The sequence below is a fragment of the Salinarimonas chemoclinalis genome (assembly GCF_041514305.1).
GTDB lineage: Bacteria > Pseudomonadota > Alphaproteobacteria > Rhizobiales > Beijerinckiaceae > Salinarimonas > Salinarimonas chemoclinalis.
In genome coordinates, this window is record NZ_JBGMWH010000001.1 from 639,819 (window position 1) to 657,383 (window position 17,565).

Genomic DNA, 17,565 nt, shown 5'->3' on the forward strand with positions numbered 1-17,565 from the left:
CGTCCTCCTCGGGCTCGTTGCGCAAGATAACGCACGAGCCGCCGCATGGAAGCGTCGGGACGCCGCAGAACACGCTGGAGGGAGCTCACGGCCCGCGATCGATGCGGATGGTCTTCGTGCGCGCGGTCTCACCGCGCACGATCGCGAGCGCCGAGCGCGGCAGGCCGAGCGCCTCGGCGAGGAGCGCGATCACGGCGGCGTTGGCCTTGCCGTCCTCCGGCGCCGCGGTGACGGCGACGCGCAGCGCGAGGCCCCCGTCGGTGTCCCGCTCGGCCGTGATCCGGGCCGCGGACGCCTTGGGCGTGACGCGCACGACGAGCGTGTTCCCGACCTCCTCCGCCCAGGGTGCGCGGCGCCTCGCCATCTCGAGCCTCCGTGCGGCGCAGGCGGTCGACCACGCCTCAAGCCCGCGCGGTGGTCGTCGCCCCCGTCTTCCCCCGCACCGCGACGTAGATCGCCGGGATGACGAGCACCGTCAACAGCGTGGACGAGATCAGCCCGAACAGGAGCGAGATCGCGAGGCCCTGGAAGATCGGGTCGAACAGGATCACGCCCGCGCCGATCATCGCCGCCACCGCGGTGAGCAGGATCGGCTTGAAGCGCACCGCGCCGGCCTCGATCAGCACGTCGACGAGCGTCCGCTCGCCGGGGTCGGCGTGGCGGATGAAGTCGATGAGCAGGATCGAGTTGCGCACGATGATGCCGGCGAGCGCGATGAAGCCGATCATCGAGGTGGCCGAGAACGGCGCGCCGAACAGCCAGTGCCCGAACACGATGCCGATCAGCGTCAACGGCACGGGTGTCAGCACCACGAGCGGCGCCTTGAACGAGCCGAACTGCGCGACGACGAGGATGTAGATCGCGAGAAGCGCCACCGCGAAGGCAGCGCCCATGTCCCGGAACGTGACGTACGTCACCTCCCACTCCCCGTCCCAGAGCAGGACGGGAGCGCTGTCGTCCAGCGGTTGGCCGGCATAGGCGACGGTGGGCTTCGGGAGATCGCCCCAGTCCATGGCGTCGAGCCGGTCCTGGACCGCCAGCATGCCGTAGAGCGGGGCCTCGAAGGCGCCGGCGAGTTCGGCCGTCACCATTTCGGCGGGGCGGCCGTTGCGGCGGAAGATCGGGAATGAGGCGCGCTCGTTCACGATCGCGACCACGTCGCCGAGCTCGACCACGCCCCGGTCGCCCGGCAGCAGGTTCGTCGGGATCGGCGTCGTCAGCGAGGCCTCCCCCACCTGCCGCTCGGCCTCGGGCCGCGCCAGCACGATCGGGATCGGCGCGCGGCCTTCGCCGCGATGCGAGTAGCCGACGACCTGCCGGCCGAAGAGCGCGCCGATCGTGTCGAAGACGTCGCGCTGCTCCACGCCGTGGAACTCGAGCGCGTCGTCGACGAGGGCGAGGCGCACGCGCTCCGGCGGCACGCCGAACGAATCGTCGACGTCGACGACGAAGGGCACCGCCTCGAAGGCTTCGCGCACCCGCGCCGCCACCGCGCGCCGGGTTTCGGCGTCCGGGCCGTAGATCTCCGCCAGCAGCGTCGCCAGCACCGGCGGCCCCGGGGGCGGCTCGACGACCTTGACCGTCGTGCCCGCGGGGACCGCGACGGCGGCGAGCCGCTCGCGGATCTCGAGCGCGATCGCGTGGCTGGCGCGGTCGCGGTGCTCCTTCGGGCCGAGGTTGACCTGGATGTCTCCCATCTGCGGCTCGGCGCGGACATAGGTGTGCCGCACGAGACCGTTGAAGTCGAAGGGCGCGGCGGTCCCGGCATGGGTCTGCATGCCGACGATCTCGTCCATGCCGGCGAGCGCCCGGGCGAGCGTGGAGAGGACGCGGTTCGTCTCCTCGACGCTCGCGCCCTCGGGCAGGTCGACGACGACGGACAGGGTCGACTTGTCGTCGAAGGGGAGCAGCTTCACCGTGACGTCGCGGGTGTAGAACGGCGCGAGCGAGACGACGGTGGCGACGCCGACGAGCGCGAGGAACAGGATCGCCCGGGCGCGGCTCGCCAGCAGCGGCCGGGCGACCGCGGCGTAGCCGCGCCCCAAGGCACCGCCATGGTGGGAGGCGCCGTGTTCCGGCGCGTCGTGGCCGCCGTCATGCGCGCGGCCGAGCTTCACCATCAGCCAGGGCGTGACCATCACCGCGACGAAGAACGAGAAGATCATCGCCGCCGAGGCCACCGCCGGGATCGGGCTCATGTAGGGGCCCATCAGCCCGGAGACGAAGAGCATCGGCAGCAGCGCCGCCACCACGGTCAGCGTCGCCACGATGGTGGGGTTGCCCACCTCCGCCACGGCGTCGATCGCGGCCTTCGCCTTGCCGCGGCCGTCGCGCATGCCCCAATGCCGGGCGATGTTCTCGATGACGACGATGGCGTCGTCGACGAGGATGCCGATGGCGAAGATCAGCGCGAACAGGCTCACGCGGTTGAGCGTGTACCCCATCAGGTTCGCCGCGAAGAGCGTGAGCAGGATCGTCACCGGAATGACGATCGCCACGACCAGCGCCTCGCGCACGCCGATCGCGAGGCCCACGAGCAGGATGATCGAGACCGTGGCGAGCCCGAGGTGGAAGAGCAGCTCGTTCGCCTTCTCGTTCGCCGTCTCGCCGTAGTCGCGGGTGACGCGCACGGCCACGCCCTCGGGGATCAGCGTGCCCCGGAGGCTCTCGACGCGCGCGATCACGGCATGGGCGATGTCGACCGCGTTGGCGCCGGGGCGCTTGGCGACGGCGAGGGACACCGCCGGCGCGGCCGCGATCTCCCCCGCCCCGTCGCGGGCGAGGTCGAAGACCCGTGTCTGCGTGGCATCGAACGCGTAGCCGATGTCGGCGACGTCGCGGACGTAGACCGGCCGGCCGTCACGGGTGGTGACGAGCAGGTCGCCGATCTCGGCTGGGCTCGACAGCGTCTCGCCGGCGACGAGCGCGAGTTGATCGCCGTCGACGCGCACGCGGCCGACGGGGAAGGCGCGGTTCGCGCCCTCGAGCTCGGCCGTGAGCTGCTGGAGCGTGACGCCCATCGCGGCCAGCCGCGCGGGATCGGGCGCGACACGGATCTCGACCGGCCGCTCGCCGACGAGGTAGGTGAGCCCGACGTCCTCGATCTTGGAGACCTCGACACGCACCTCGCGCCCGATGCGCGTGAGGTCGCTCGCCGTGACGCGGTCGGCGGCCTCCGGCTCGGGCGTCAGCGTCAGTACCACGATCGCCACGTCGTCGATGCCGCGCCCGACGATGAGCGGCTCGGGGATGCCGACGGGAATGCGGTCCATGTTGGCGCGCACCTTCTCGTGCACGCGCAGGATCGCGTCGTCGGCATCGGTGCCGACCGCGAAGCGGGCGGTGACCATGGCGCCGTCGTCCACGGTCTGGGAATAGACGTGCTCGACGCCGTCGATCGACTTGACGATCGTCTCGAGCGGCTCGGTGACGAGCTTCACCGCGTCCTCCGCGCGCAGGCCCGCGGCCTGGAGGTGGATGTCCACCATGGGCACGGAGATCTGCGGCTCCTCCTCGCGCGGCAGCGTGACCAGCGCGACGAGGCCGAGCGCCAGCGAGGCGAGCAGAAGGAGCGGCGTCAGCGGCGAGCCGATGAACGCGCGGGTGAGGCCGCCCGCGATGCCGAGCGTCTGGGGCTTGGTACTCATTGCGCGACCTCGTCGCCGGCGCGCAGGCCGGACACGATCTCGACGGCGCCGCCGGGGAGGCGCTCGCCGAGGAGAACGACGACCTCGCGCGGTCCGCCCGGGCTGGCGAGTGTCACGAAATCGATGCCGCCGCGGGTCTCGACGGCATCCGACGGGACGGCGAGCGTCTCGCGTGTGGCGACGGGGACCTCCACCAGCATGCGCGCGCCGACGAAGAAGCCGCCGATGTCCGCGACCTCCACGTCCGCCTGCACGCGGCCGTTCTCGATCTGCGGGTAGACCTTGGCGATGACGCCCCGCCGGGCTCCGTCGTCAGACGCGATGGAGACGCCGGCGCCCTCCTCGAGCAGGTCCGCGTGGCGCTCGGGCAGCGAGAGCCGCAGGAAGAGCCCGCCGCCGGCGATAATCACGACCGTCTCGCCGGGCATGACGACGGAGCCCGGCGTCGCGTGCGCCGCGACGACGCGGCCGGCGATCGGCGCCACGACCGCGCCTTCCGCCGCCTGCTGGTCGAGGACCGCCCGGTCGGCCTCGGCGGCGGCGATCCCGCTCTCGACGACGCGGACCTGCGTGCGAAGCTGGTCGACGCGCTGCGGCGTGGAGACGCCGCGCGAGACCAGCTCGTCGGCCCGCCCGAGCTCGGTGCGGGCGTTGTCGAACTCCGCCTGGAGCGCGCGCAGCCGCGCCTCGAGCGCGTCGCGCTGGAGCGCGATCTTCTCGTCGACGACGCGGCCGATCCGTTGGCCGGCCGCGACGACGTCGCCCTCCTCGACGTCGCGCGCGACGAGGGTGCCGCCGATCCGCGCCCGCGCCGGCGCACGCTGGCGCGCCTCGACCGTGCCGTAGACCGCCTTGGTCTCGACGATGGTGACCGGGGCGAGCGGCGCGGCGAGGGCTCCGCCCGTCGCTTCGGCGAGCGCCACGACGAAGGCTACGGCGAGCGCCGCCGCGGGCGGCGACGGGAGGAAGGGACGGTGCATGGCGGGCCTCGACTCTCAATAAGTTAGATAGTTCTAATATAAAACATCGGCTCGCCGTTCAAGTGCCGCAGGGTCCGTGTGAATGCGAAGCCGCTTGCCCGGCCCGGGGCGGTCGGCTATGCAGAGTGAGTTAGTAGACCGAATTTCAATCCGGGGGATGATCGGCGCCTCGGCGCCGTGCGGCACGACCGAGCGGAAGCCCAGGGCGGTCCATCGCCCCGCGTGCGGAGACGGGCTCCCACGCCCAGGTTCTTCTCGAAAGACTCGGGCGAGAGCCTCGCTCGATCGTACGGAGGACCAGCGAATGTCGTGGCTTCTGCCGCGCGTGCGCGCGTCCATCAGCTGGCAGGTGGTGCGGAAGGCGAGATGGACGCTCGCCTTCCGCCTGGCCATAGGCAGGTAACGAAAGGAGGGGGGAGGGGAGACCCTCCCTCCTCACTCCGTCCTCGAGATAGCATATCCGTCGGCTGCCGCAACATCGCCCCGCCGGCACGTCCCCTTGCGCGACGTGCATTCGCGCGACCTTTCGCCCGTCGCGCGGCTCCGCTAATCTCGGCGGCTCGCGCACGTTCCGGGAGCCCCTCCGCGCATGGTCGACATCGCCACCCGCGTCTACAATCACACCTGGAAGATCGATCCGATCGTCCGGTCCGTGCTCGACACCGACTTCTACAAGCTCCTGATGGCGCAGACGATCTTCCGTCGGCATCGGGACGTGCGGGTCACCTTCGGCATCCAGAACCGCACCACGTCGGTGCGCATCGCGGACCTGGTCGACGAGGGCGAGCTGCGTGAGCAGCTCGATCACGTGCGCTCGCTCTCGCTCACGCGCGGGGAATCCACCTGGCTGCGCGGCAACACGTTCTACGGCGTGCGGCAGATGTTCTCGCCGGACTTCATCGCCTGGCTCGAGGGCTTCCGTTTCCCGGACTACCATCTCGAGAAGCACGACGGGCAGTACGTGCTGACCTTCGAGGGACCGTGGATCGAGACCACGATGTGGGAGATCCCGGCGCTGGCCATCCTCAACGAGCTGCGCTCGAAGGGGGTGACGCGCTCGAAGGGCAAGTTCGAGCTCCAGGTGCTCTACGCCCGCGCGATGACGCGGGTGTGGGAGAAGATCCAGGCGTTGAAGCAGCTGCCGAACCTCTCGGTCGCCGATTTCGGCACGCGCCGGCGCCACGGCTTCCTGTGGCAGGACTGGTGCGTGCAGGCGATGACCGAAGGGCTGGGCCCCTCCTTCTCGGGCACCTCGAACTGCCTCATCGCCCTGCGGCGCGAGGTCGAGGCGGTAGGCACGAACGCCCACGAGCTGCCGATGGTCTACACCGCGCTCGCCGCCGAGGACGACGAGGCGGCGATGGCGCGCGCGCCCTACGACGTCCTCGCCGACTGGATGCAGGACTACGGCGGCAACCTGCGCATCATCCTGCCCGACACCTACGGCACGACGCAGTTCCTGGCGAACGCCCCCGACTGGGTTGCGTCCTGGACCGGCATCCGCATCGACTCGAAGGAGCCGATCGAGGGCGGGGAGGAGGCGATCCGCTGGTGGGAGGCGCGCGGCCAGAACCCGCGCGAGAAGCTCGCCATCTTCTCCGACGGGCTCGACATCGAGCCGATCATCCGCATCCACCGGCGCTTCAACGGCCGCATGCGCCTGGGCTTCGGCTGGGGGACGCTCTTGACGAACGACTTCCGCGGCTTCGTCGCCGACGATCGGCTGGACCCGATCTCGATCGTCTGCAAGGTCGTGTCGGTGAACGGGCACCCGGCGGTGAAGCTCTCGGACAACCCGACGAAGGCGATCGGCCCGCCCGAGGAGGTCGAGCGCTACAGGCGCGTGTTCCACACCGAGCGGCAGGTGGCGCAGCCGGTGCTCGTGTAGGCACGGCTGCCGCTCAGCGCAGGCCCGCGAGCCGCGCGAGCAGGCCCTGGAGCGTCGCGAGCAGCGCGGCGAGTTCCGCCTCCAGGGCGGCGAGTTCGCCCGCGGCGGCCGCCCCGGCGTTCGCGGCGCTCGGCATGCGCGCGACCGCCGCACCGACCCAGCCGAGCTTCTGCATCGCGTCGGTGAGCCGCGCCAGCATCATCGCGAGCCGCGCCGAAGACCCCCGCACGTCGGCCTCGCGGGCGATCACCGCGAGCTCCCCGGAGATCTGTGCGAGCACGCTCGCCAGATGGCGGGCGGTGGCCAGCTCGATCCCAGAGATCGTCGCGAGCAGCGCCGTGATCCGCGCGATCGTCGTGCGCGCGTCGGCGATGGCGCGCGCCGTGTGCGTGATCTGCGCGCCCACCAGCGCCGCCGAGAACCCGTGGGACGCCGCCGGTTCGGTCGCTGCGGGTTCGGGAGGGCGTACCGTCTCCAACGTCTGCATGGTCTCGCTCCCTCCTGCGGGCAGGAAACAATATCGGATTATGCTGTATGCGTAGAGATGATGCAAACGACATGAGCCGAGGCTTGCGGCCCGTCCCGCGCGCCGCCGCCGCGACACTCGCGGCGCCGCGCCGCACCATTGCCTTGAACCGAGCGCCACCTCGTTGCGTAGACGCCTATCGAGTGCGCAGGGAGCCAACGGGCATGGACGTCCTGGTCGGACGAATGGGAGAAGACGAGCCGGAATCGGCCGCGAGGAGGTCTGCGGGCGACCCGCTGCCGCGGACGCTGGCGGCGCTCGCCGGCGGCCTCGTGGTGCTCGTCGGGCTCGGCGCCGCGGTCGCGACGATCGCCGCGCCGTCCGCCCTCGCCGTGGCGACCGCGCTCGGGCTCTACGCCGCCATCGCCGTCGTGGTGGCGGCGCGGGTGCGCCCCTACCATCCTCATGCACTATTCGGCGCGGCGAACGGCGTCACCCTCGTGCGGGCGGCGATCAACTGCCTGCTCGCCGGCATGCTCGTCGATGTCGAGCGCCTCACGGCGCCGGGGACGCCGCTCGGCCTCGTCGTCCTGGCCCTGGCCCTCGGGTCGCTGGCGCTCGACGGGTTCGACGGCTTCTTCGCCCGGCGCCTGCGGCTCGAATCGCGCTTCGGTGCGCGCTTCGACGTCGAGGTCGACGGGCTCCTGCTGACGCTGCTCTCGGTCGCCGCCTGGCGCCTCGACAAGGCGGGCGCCTGGGTGCTGCTGATCGGGGCGACCTACTACCTCTTCCTCGCGGCCCGGCGCATGCTGCCCTGGCTCGAGGGGCCGCTCGCACCCTCGTTCCGGCGCAAGGCCGTTTGCGTGCTCCAGGGCGCGATCCTCATCGCGCTGATGCTGCCCGGAGTCCAGCCGCCCGCGAGCGAGGCGATCGCGGCGGTGGCCCTCGTGGCGCTGGCCTGGTCCTTCGGCGTGGACATCCGCGACCTCTGGCGCGTGCACCGCCTCAGCGACGCCGGCGCAGCCCGAGGAGAGCGAGGCCCGGCAGGCTCCCCGCGAGGCTCGTCAGGCCATACAGGATCGCGACCGCGAGGGCGTGGGACGCATTGACGCCCGCCAGCGGGAGCAGAGCCGCCGCCGCGCCCTCGCGAACGCCCCAGCCGCCGATCGAGACGGGGATGAGCATGGCGGCGAGCACCAGCGGCGCGAGCGCGATCCAGGCCAGCGCCGGGAGCGCGATGCCGAGCGCCGCGCCGGCCAGGGCGAAGACGCACACGTAGCTCGCCACGATCGACAGCGACAGCAGGAGCTGCGGCAGCCAGATGCCGCGCGCCCAGAACACGCGGGCGATGTCCGGCCCGAGGTCGGCGAGGGCCTCCCGGATACCCCTCGGCCCGATCCGGCTCGCGGCGACGATCGCGAGGGCGATCGCCGCGGCCACCGCGAACGGGATCGCGATCAGGAGGCCGATCCCGTCCGGCGTGGCGCGCGAGAGAGCGAACGGCGCGAGCGCGAGGCCCGTCGCCGCCACCGCGAAGAACACGACCTGGCCCGCCGCGCGCTCGAGCACCACCGAGCGCACCACCGGGCGCCAGCGCGGCGATCCGTCGGCGGCGCGGTCGCGGTTGCGCACGGCGCGGATGGCGTCGCCGGCGACGCCGCCGGGCAGGACCTGGTTGAGGAAGCTCGCGACGTAGTACTCGCGCACGGCGGTCCCCATCGTCAGCGGCACGCCGAGCCGCCCGGCGGTGATGCGCCAGCGCACCCCCGAGAGCACGATCTGCGCCTGGACCAGCACGAGGCCCAGCACGAGCGGCCCCGGCGTGGCGCGCCCGAGCGCGGCCAGCGTCTCGCGCCCGTCGACGAGCCGGAACACGAGCACCATCAGCGCGACGAGGGCGAGCGCCCGCAGGCCGACCCGCACGCGCCTGTCACGCAGGAGGCCCCCGACGCGTCCCCCGAGAGCCGAGCCGCCTTCCTCGTGGACAGGCGCCGGCTCGCGCGGCGGATGGGTCGTCGGGTGATCGGCCATGGGAAAGTTCGTCTCGTCGGGGCGGGGTGGAAAGGAGATACGGCCGATCGTCGTTGAATGATGTGTTTCATCGTGCTAGCGAAATGAAACACATCGATCGGGAGCCGGCGGAGCCGGATCGTCGCGCATGATCTCTTCTTCCTCGACACGCGTCCTGCACCGGACGCTCTCGCATACCTATCCCGTCGCCGTCTCGGGGGAAGGGATCACCATCCGCGACCGCGAGGGGCGCGGCTACATCGACGCCAGCGGCGGCGCGGCGGTCTCCTGCCTCGGCCACGGCCATCCGGAGGTCGGGGCCGCGATGAAGCGCCAGATCGACGCGCTCTCCTACGCCCACACCAGCTTCTTCACCACCGAGGTGGCCGAGGCGCTCGCCGCCCGGCTGGTCGCCGACGCGCCCGAAGGCCTCTCCCACACGTACTTCGTTTCCGGCGGATCGGAGGCGATGGAGGCGGCGCTGAAGATGGCGCGGCAATATTTCGTCGAGACCGGCGAGCCGCAGCGGCGCGTCTTCGTCGCGCGGCGCCAGTCCTACCACGGCAACACGCTGGGCGCGCTCGCGGTCGGCGGCAACGCATGGCGCCGCGCCCAGTTCGCGCCGCTGCTGGTGGAGGCCCACCACGTCTCCCCCACCTACGCCTATCGCGACCGGCGCGCGGACGAGACCCTCGAGGCCTACGGCGCGCGCCTCGCCGACGAGCTCGAGGAGACGCTCCTGCGGATCGGCCCGCAGAGCGTCATCGGCTTCGTCGCCGAGACGGTGGGCGGGGCGACCGCGGGCGCGCTGGAGCCGCCGCCGGGCTACTTCGCGCGGGTGCGCGAGATCTGCGATCGGCACGGCGTGCTGCTGATCCTCGACGAGGTGATGTGCGGCATGGGCCGCACGGGGACGCTGCACGCCTGCGCGCAGGAGGGCGTCGCCCCCGACCTGATGGCGATCGCCAAGGGCATGGGCGGCGGCTATGCACCGATCGGCGCGACGCTCGTCTCCGAGCGGATCGTGCGCGCCTTCGAGGCGGGCTCGGGCCTGTTCCAGCACGGCCACACCTATCTCGGCCACGCCGTCGCCTGCGCCGCCGCGCTGGCGGTGCAGACCATCATCGCGCGCGACGGGCTCCTCGCCAACGTCCGCGCCATGGGTGCCGCGCTGCGCGAGGACCTCGTGGCCCGCTTCGGCGCGCACCCGCACGTCGGCGACATCCGCGGGCGCGGCCTGTTCCAGGCGATCGAGCTGGTGGCCGACCGCGGCACGAAGGAGCCCTTCGACCCCGCCCGCAAGCTCCACGCCCGCATCAAGCGCGAGGCGATGGCGCGGGGGCTGATGGTCTACCCGATGGGCGGCACGATCGACGGCCGGCGCGGCGACCACGTGCTCCTGGCACCGCCCTACATCGTGACCCGCCCCGACGTGACGGAGATCGTCGACCGGCTCGGCGCGGCGGTGGACGCTGCGCTTCCTTCCCCGTAGGGGAAGGTGGATCGCGCGCAGCGCGAGACGGATGGGGCGCGCGAAGCGCGTTCGGCGAAGCCGAAACAACCCGGCGCGCAGCGGACACGGTGCTCTTCCGCTTCGCGGAACGCGTCGCTTTCGCGCCGCGCCCCATCCGTCACCGGCTTCGCCGGCGACACCTTCCCCTACAGGGAAGGAGATCGCCGGCATCGGCCCCTTCGCTCGCCGTCCTGGCGACACGCGTGCCGGCGCCTGTCCTTCCCTGTAGGGGAAGGTGGATCGGCGCCGAAGGCGACGAGACGGATGGGGCGCGCGAAGCGCGTTCGGCGCAGCCGAAACACGACGGTGCCCGCGGACACGTCGGCTTCCGCTTCGCGGAACGCGTCGCTCGCGCGCCGCGCCCCATCCGTCACCGGCTTCGCCGGCGACACCTTCCCCTACAGGGAAGGACGGGATTCGGTGAGGCGGGCGAAGATCGTGTCCATGACGACGTCGAGGTCGCGGTCGACCTGGTGGTTCCAGAAGCGGGCGACGCGGAAGCCGCGCTCGGCCAGCCGGGCGTCGCGCACCGCGTCCCGGGCGGCGTGCGCGTCGAGCCCGTGCTGCCCGCCGTCCACCTCGACGACGAGGCGCGCCTTCAGGCAGGCGAAGTCGACGACGTACGGCCCGATGGGCACCTGCCGCCGGAAGCCGAACCCCGCCGGCCGCAGGCGCCGCAGCCGGACCCAAAGCGCCGCCTCCTGCCGCGTCAGGCGCTTGCGCAGCGCGCGTGCGACCTCGATGGGGACGGTCGTGCCGGGGCGCTTGTGGTAGCCGCGGATCATCGTGGGGCATCCGTTTCGAACGAACCACGAACATGCTGGACGATCCCGGGCCGTCTCGGCATCCGCAAGACTGCGGGTGTACGAAATTTCATCCCCGGATGGTGCAGCCGATCTCCTTCCCTGTAGGGGAAGGTGGCGCCGCGCGAGAGCGCGGTGACGGATGGGGCGCGCCGGCAGGCGGGTTCCGCGCAGCGGAACCCTGGCGCCGGCCCCGCCCTGCGCCCGCCGATTTCGGCTGCGCCGAACACGCGTCCCGCGCGCCCCATCCGTCTCGCCGCTCCGCGACGATCCACCTTCCCCTACAGGGAAGGAAAGGTGCGGGGCTCGGTGAGGCGGGCGTAGATCGTGTCCATGACGGAGGCGAGCTCGCGGTCGACCTGATGGTTCCAGAAGCGGGCGACGAGAAAACCCCGCTCCGCCAGCCGGGCGTCCCGCACGCCGTCCCTGGCGAGGTGCGCGTCGAACCCGTGCTGCGCGCCGTCCACCTCGACGACGAGGCGCGCCTTCAGGCAGGCGAAGTCGACCACGTAGGGGCCGATGGGCGCCTGCCGGCGAAAGGTGAAGCCCGCCGGGCGCAGGCGGCGCAGCGCGACCCAGAGCTTCGCCTCCTGCGGCGTCATGCGCTTGCGCAGCGCGCGGGGGACCTCCGTGGGGACGGACGTGCGGGGGCGCTTGTGGTAGCCGCTGATCATCGTGTGACATCCGTTCCGAACGAAGCGGGAACAGACTGCACGATCTCGAGCCGCCCCTGCATCCGGAAGACTGCGGGTGTATGAAGATACATGCCCGAGTAGAACGCTTTCCTTCCCTGTAGGGGAAGGTGGCTCGGCGAAGCCGAAACGGATGGGGCACGCCGTCAGGCGTGTTCCGCGAAGCGGAAACCCCGCGCCGCATCTCGACCGGCCCCGCCCTTCCCCGCCCGATTTCGGCTCCGCCGAACACGCCTCCGGCGTGCCCCATCCGTCTCGCCGCTCCGCGGCGATCCAGCTTGCCCTACAGGGAAGGAGAGGGCCGCGGCGCGGGGCGGCGGTCGGCACCGCAAAGAGAATCGCTCTCGGCGAAGTCGACGGGAACTGGTTCGGACCTACCGGCCTTGACAGCGGCAAGACACAAACTTAAGTTGCTAAAGTGGCAAACGCTATGCGGGCTGGGGCAGCTGATGTCGTTTTTTACACAAGAACAAATGGGATCGTTATCGATCGAGAGAATGGTCTTTCATGTCGTAGGACCGCACCTAACTGCTCCAATCTTGCTTGAGGAACTGAATCCTCCTGTTCATACAAATTTCTTCCTTGAGCGAGTGAAAAGTGCTGTTGAATCCAGTCGTTTTCTTTTTCAAGATCATTCCGATTTTCTTGAGCAAATGCGAATTATCGAAAATGACGACAGTCAATTCTCTGCTGTAAGCCGAACTTTGGCAGGGAGATTTCAAAGCCAACACGAGAAGAAGAGTACAAAAGATGGTGTGTTTCTCCTTTTCCAGCTTTTTGACGGCGCTGAGTACACGTTTGCAGTTATCAAGTATGATCACGACCAGGTTATTGGCTATGAGATCGAGGACGACGAAGGGAAAAAGCGAGCGATTTTGCGTGAGTTGCGGGATACATTTGTAAAGAAGAAGGAAGCGATGCAGAAGACGGCTCTGATTCGGCTGTCAGAGAATGCTGGGGTCGTGCATGCGAGAGATCGCGGGAAGAAGGATGGTGGAATCGCGGATTACTTTCGTGATTTCCTCGGAGTTCGTCGCGAATACACAGAGTCCGAGTTGACAAAGAGATTGGACGCTGCGGCGCGTGAGACTTATGCGAAACATCGGGAGAGCCTGCCTAATGATGTAAAAAAAGACTTTGGGCGCCGGGTCTACAACCATTTGGCGGGTGGTGGCAGCTTCAACGATGAAGATCTACCGGCGTTTTTAAATGATGTTTTTTCGGCTGCGGCGGTTTCAGACGAGCTAGTAGAGACTTTCAAGGGAGCCTTGAAGAGGAACAAGATCGACGGCGAAACTTTTCAGTTTGATACACGCGAAGTTCCTGAGCCAACGCATCGGAAAATTGTAACTAGGGAGGGAATCAAAATCACCTACGATAGACGGTATGAGGACCGCGTAACAGAAATCGAAAGAGACGGTGAGATCATTTTCGAGATACGAACAGCTGGCCTAGCTTACGATGACCGCGTCGCTGAAAAAGATTCTGGCCGCTAGCCGCTGCCTGTCTGCCACGACAGACGTACCGCTCATCGAAGATGAGAGTCGTCTTGACGTGGTAGGCTCGCTTGGTAATCCCAAGGCCCGCAGCCTCTGGGGCGAGATCGCTCGCTCCGAGAGAGAATGGGTTCCGTTCTGTGCGGTCAAGTTTTATTATCAAATTGATAACGACGAGATTGACATACACGACGTAGCTGCCGAGACGATCGAGTCTGAAATCCTAGTTCAGATATCGAAAAAGAGTGCAGAAAAATCTTGTTTCTTTACGGCTGATGGGTTCATAAAGCACTTGGATCGAAGCCGAATCCTGCAATTTTGTAATTATCAAGTTGTCGAATGTGCCAGTGGTTTTAGAACATTAGCCTTTTCTGTCCAAGAATGGGCTGAAGAAGCGACGGCGGAGACGCGCGGAGCGGAAAACTTGACCGAGCCTCTAATCGACGCCCGTCGGTTAGTAAAGGATCTTTCCACGGGAAGCCTTGTGCCCGACGACTGTCGCAAGTGGCTCCTTGTGAATCAACCCGGCGAAATTTGCGCTACGTTCCAGCGTTGGCGATTGTTTGCACAACGCGCATTGCTCTGTTCTCTCGCAACTGAGGTCAACGGGGATTCCGCGACGGTTGAGCTCACGTTTCAGGGGCCAGTTAAGAGGACATTAAGCTTTTCGTCTACCGCCGACGAAATCGCGATCGACGCATTCTACCAGCTAACCGAATGTGCTCGCTGGGTGCTACTCCCGGAGCGCGAGCGCGAGCTTCGACACACGCTGCTCGCCAACGAATTCGCCAGACACGGTATTGGTTCTAGAACATATGGAGAACTTATCAGCGAGCATGCGCGTTCGGTACTTGAGGCTGCCCGTCTTAGCTACCGTGCGCACGTCCTTGGTCAGAGCAAGGAGACGCTCAAGTCGATCTCCGACCTTCGCAAGGCCGTAGCAGACGAGATTGGAAAGGTAGCAGAGCAAACACGAGCCTTATCCGTGACTCTGTGGGCAGATTTCACAGTTGCACTTGCAGTGATAGCACTTCGCTATTTTGCTTTCGCTCGTACAGATCTGCCAATTCCTCAAAGTGCGCGTCTGTTTATAGGTCTTGTTGGCGTCTACCTAATCACTCATGTCGCAATAAGAATTTGGAGTAATTGGCAGAATTTTCTCGCATTGGACGAAACAATACGTATATGGCACTCTCGTATATATTCGTTCCTCACTCAAAGTGAATTCGAGGATTTGGTGAAAAACCCAATCGATCGAACGAAAGAAACCTATAGTGTAACGGCTGTCTATGTTGGACTAATGTACGTAATCCTTTCCGTCTTTGTGCTTGCATTTGCGCTGGCTTAGCTCACCCTCTCTTCCCCTTCCGCCCCCTGTACTTCGGCGCCTGCCCCGGCCGCCCCTCCATGCTCCGCCCCGCCGGGCGCACATACGCCCCCGCCCCCAGCGGCGTCTCGCGATAAGACCCCGGCCCCATCTCCCCCGGCACCGGCTTCGCCACGCGCGATCCGCCGCGCGAACCCGAAGGCCGCCCCCCGCGCGCGTCCCCGGCGCCGTACTTCCCAGCCCCCGCCTCGATGTCGCCCTGCCGGGCCATCGGGTCGTCGCCGATCATCAGCTCCGTCTCCTGCAGCCGCTTGAGCTCGTCCCTCAGCCGGGCGGCCTCCTCGAACTCCAGGTTGGCGGCGGCCTCGCGCATGCGCTTCTCCAGGTCTGCCGTGATGGACTTGAGGTTGTGCCCCACGGTGCGGCCGGCGTCCGCCAGGCCGACGTCCACCCGCACGTGGTCGCGCTCGTAGACGCTCTCCAGGATGTCGCCGATGGCGCGCTTGACGCTCTCGGGCGTGATCCCGTGCTCGGCATTGTAGGCGAGCTGCTTCTCGCGGCGGCGCTCGGTCTCGGCCATGGCGCGTTCCATGGAGCCGGTGATCCGGTCCGCGTAGAGCAGGCAGCGGCCGTCGACGTTGCGGGCGGCGCGGCCGATGGTCTGGATCAGCGAGGTCTCGGAGCGCAGAAAACCCTCCTTGTCGGCGTCGAGGATGGCCACCAGCGCGCATTCGGGGATGTCGAGGCCCTCGCGCAGCAGGTTGATGCCCACCAGCACGTCGAAGGCGCCCAGCCGCAGGTCGCGGATGATCTCGATGCGCTCCAGCGTGTCGATGTCGGAGTGCATGTAGCGCACCCGCACCCCGTTCTCGTGCAGGTACTCGGTGAGGTCCTCCGCCATCCGCTTGGTCAGCACCGTGGCGAGCGTCCGGTAGCCGCGGCGCGCCATGTCCTTGACCTCGCCGAGCAGGTCGTCGACCTGGGTCTTGGCCGGGCGCACCTCCACCACCGGGTCGATCAGCCCGGTGGGGCGGATGACCTGCTCGACGAAGACGCCGCCGGTGCGCTCCATCTCCCAGCCGCCGGGCGTGGCGGAGACGTGCACCGATTGCGGGCGCATGGCGTCCCACTCCTCGAAGCGCATCGGCCGGTTGTCCATGCAGGACGGCAGGCGGAAGCCGTACTCGGCCAGCGTCGCCTTGCGACGGAAGTCGCCGCGGTACATGCCGCCGATCTGCGGGATGGTGACGTGGCTCTCGTCGGTGAAGACCAGCGCGTTGTCCGGCAGATACTCGAACAGGGTCGGCGGCGGCTCGCCGGGGCGGCGCCCGGTGAGGTAGCGCGAGTAGTTCTCGATGCCGTTGCAGGCGCCGGTGGCCTCGATCATCTCCAGGTCGAACTGGGTGCGCTGCTCGAGCCGCTGCGCCTCCAGCAGGCGACCCATCCTGTTGAGCTCGTCGAGCCGCTGCTTCAGCTCGGTCTTGATGCCCTTGATCGCCTGCTGCAGCGTGGGCCGCGGCGTGACGTAGTGGGAGTTGGCGTAGATCTTCACCGCCTCGAGGTCGGCGGTCTTGTGGCCGGTGAGCGGGTCGAATTCCTGGATGGTCTCGACCTCGTCCCCGAAGAGCCCGATGCGCCAGCCGCGGTCTTCCAGGTGAGCCGGGAAGAGCTCGATCACGTCGCCGCGGACGCGGAACGTGCCGCGGGTGAAGTCCGACTGGATGCGCTTGTATTGCAGCGCCACGAGATCGGCGATCAGCTGGCGCTGCTCGATGCGCTCGCCCGCCTTCACGCTGAAGGACATGGCGGTGTAGGTCTCCACCGAGCCGATGCCGTAGATGCACGAGACGGAGGCGACGATGATGACGTCGTCGCGCTCGAGCAAAGCACGCGTGGCCGAGTGGCGCATGCGGTCGATCTGCTCGTTGATGGAGCTCTCCTTCTCGATGAACGTGTCCGAGCGCGGGACGTAGGCCTCCGGCTGGTAATAGTCGTAGTAGGAGACGAAGTATTCCACCGCGTTGTCGGGGAAGAAGGACTTGAACTCGCCGTAGAGCTGCGCCGCCAGCGTCTTGTTCGGCGCCAGGATCAGCGCCGGGCGCTGCGTCTCCTCGATCACCTTGGCCATGGTGAAGGTCTTGCCCGAGCCGGTGACGCCGAGCAGCACCTGGTCGCGCTCCTGCGCCCGCACGCCCGCGACCAGCTCCCTGATCGCGGCGGGCTGGTCGCCGGCCGGCTCGAAGTCCGACTTCATCACGAAGGGGCGGCCGCCCTCGGACTTCTCCGGCCGGGCGGGGCGGTGCGGGGTCCACAGCTCGCCGTTCTTGAACAGCGGGTTGCCGGAGGTGAGCAGATCCTCGAGCGCCTGCACGGTGGCGGAGACGCCGCCGACCATGTCCTCCGGCGGGGGCATTTCGGAGGGCTTTTTCGGCCGCTTCCGCGGCGGCCCGTCGGGGCGCTCCGCGAGATCGCGCGCGGCGGGCGAGGCGACGCCGGGGTCGAGCTCGCCGACGAAGCCGGTCTCGAACCCGCGCTGGGGCGCTTCGGCGAAGCCCGAGAGTCCGGAAGAGCCGGCCGAATCACCGCTCTTCTTCTTCGAGAGCGCCGGGTTCAGCAGCTCCGCCAGATGCTCGTCGAGCGGCTTCAGCTCGGGTTTCTGCGCCCTCGGCCGCGCGCCCTTGCGCGCGGGCGCGCCGGTATCGGAAGTCGGAGCGTTGGGGGAGGATTTCGGGGATCGCGCCAT

The 17,565-nt window shown here is 68.4% G+C and carries 13 protein-coding genes; 5 read left to right on the forward strand and 8 right to left on the reverse strand.

The window, feature by feature from the left end; translation table 11 throughout:
- Positions 1–85 precede the first annotated feature (85 nt).
- Genes AB9M23_RS02885 through AB9M23_RS02895 form a run of 3 tightly spaced genes read right to left on the reverse strand, consistent with a single transcriptional unit; the run spans position 86 to position 4,627 of the window.
- Positions 86–364, reverse strand: coding sequence for a DUF167 domain-containing protein (locus AB9M23_RS02885; protein ID WP_372422297.1), 279 nt, complete (start codon positions 362–364; stop codon positions 86–88).
- 37 nt (positions 365–401) lie between these two features.
- Positions 402–3,647: an efflux RND transporter permease subunit gene (locus AB9M23_RS02890; protein ID WP_372422299.1), complete on the reverse strand. Its 3,246-nt coding sequence runs from the start codon at positions 3,645–3,647 to the stop codon at positions 402–404.
- The gene (locus AB9M23_RS02895) at positions 3,644–4,627 is read right to left on the reverse strand and encodes an efflux RND transporter periplasmic adaptor subunit (RefSeq protein WP_372422301.1); all 984 of its coding nucleotides are present in this window, start codon (positions 4,625–4,627) and stop codon (positions 3,644–3,646) included. The genes AB9M23_RS02890 and AB9M23_RS02895 overlap by 4 nt, the downstream gene beginning before the upstream one ends.
- A 589-nt stretch (positions 4,628–5,216) precedes the next feature.
- Here AB9M23_RS02895 and pncB point away from each other — a divergent pair.
- Positions 5,217–6,515, forward strand: a complete 1,299-nt coding sequence (gene pncB, locus AB9M23_RS02900) for a nicotinate phosphoribosyltransferase (protein ID WP_372422303.1) — start codon at positions 5,217–5,219, stop codon at positions 6,513–6,515.
- Positions 6,516–6,528: 13 nt separating this feature from the next.
- On the opposite strand, the gene AB9M23_RS02905 is transcribed toward pncB, so the two are convergent.
- The gene (locus tag AB9M23_RS02905) at positions 6,529–7,002 is read right to left on the reverse strand and encodes a hypothetical protein (RefSeq protein WP_372422305.1); all 474 of its coding nucleotides are present in this window, start codon (positions 7,000–7,002) and stop codon (positions 6,529–6,531) included.
- A gap of 203 nt (positions 7,003–7,205) precedes the next feature.
- Between AB9M23_RS02905 and AB9M23_RS02910 the strand changes: the two genes are divergently transcribed.
- On the forward strand, positions 7,206–8,090 hold the full coding sequence (locus AB9M23_RS02910) for a CDP-alcohol phosphatidyltransferase family protein (RefSeq protein WP_372422306.1): 885 nt from the start codon (positions 7,206–7,208) through the stop codon (positions 8,088–8,090).
- Here AB9M23_RS02910 and AB9M23_RS02915 read toward each other — a convergent pair.
- Positions 7,987–9,012, reverse strand: a complete 1,026-nt coding sequence (locus AB9M23_RS02915; protein ID WP_372422308.1) for a lysylphosphatidylglycerol synthase transmembrane domain-containing protein — start codon at positions 9,010–9,012, stop codon at positions 7,987–7,989. The two genes, AB9M23_RS02910 and AB9M23_RS02915, sit on opposite strands and share 104 nt — an antisense overlap.
- A 127-nt stretch (positions 9,013–9,139) precedes the next feature.
- Here AB9M23_RS02915 and AB9M23_RS02920 point away from each other — a divergent pair, with 127 nt between their 5' ends.
- A complete protein-coding gene (locus AB9M23_RS02920) occupies positions 9,140–10,483 on the forward strand; it encodes an aspartate aminotransferase family protein (protein WP_372422310.1) in 1,344 nt (447 codons plus the stop codon).
- Between the two features lie 419 nt (positions 10,484–10,902).
- On the opposite strand, the gene AB9M23_RS02925 is transcribed toward AB9M23_RS02920, so the two are convergent.
- Together AB9M23_RS02925 and AB9M23_RS02930 are read right to left on the reverse strand one after the other, a co-directional pair.
- Complete coding sequence (locus tag AB9M23_RS02925; protein WP_372422312.1) at positions 10,903–11,289, reverse strand: endonuclease domain-containing protein; 387 nt, start codon at positions 11,287–11,289, stop codon at positions 10,903–10,905.
- A 299-nt stretch (positions 11,290–11,588) separates the two neighbouring features.
- Positions 11,589–11,981, reverse strand: coding sequence for an endonuclease domain-containing protein (locus AB9M23_RS02930; protein WP_372422314.1), 393 nt, complete (start codon positions 11,979–11,981; stop codon positions 11,589–11,591).
- A 401-nt stretch (positions 11,982–12,382) separates the two neighbouring features.
- Here AB9M23_RS02930 and AB9M23_RS02935 point away from each other — a divergent pair, with 401 nt between their 5' ends.
- Positions 12,383–13,495 carry a nucleoid-associated protein gene (locus AB9M23_RS02935; protein WP_372422316.1) on the forward strand — a complete coding sequence of 371 codons (1,113 nt, stop codon included), beginning with the start codon at positions 12,383–12,385 and terminating at the stop codon, positions 13,493–13,495.
- Positions 13,461–14,843, forward strand: coding sequence for a hypothetical protein (locus tag AB9M23_RS02940; RefSeq protein ID WP_372422317.1), 1,383 nt, complete (start codon positions 13,461–13,463; stop codon positions 14,841–14,843). Before AB9M23_RS02935 ends, AB9M23_RS02940 begins: the two co-directional genes overlap by 35 nt.
- 1 nt (position 14,844) lies before the next feature.
- On the opposite strand, the gene uvrB is transcribed toward AB9M23_RS02940, so the two are convergent.
- Positions 14,845–17,565, reverse strand: a complete 2,721-nt coding sequence (gene uvrB / locus AB9M23_RS02945) for an excinuclease ABC subunit UvrB (protein WP_372422319.1) — start codon at positions 17,563–17,565, stop codon at positions 14,845–14,847.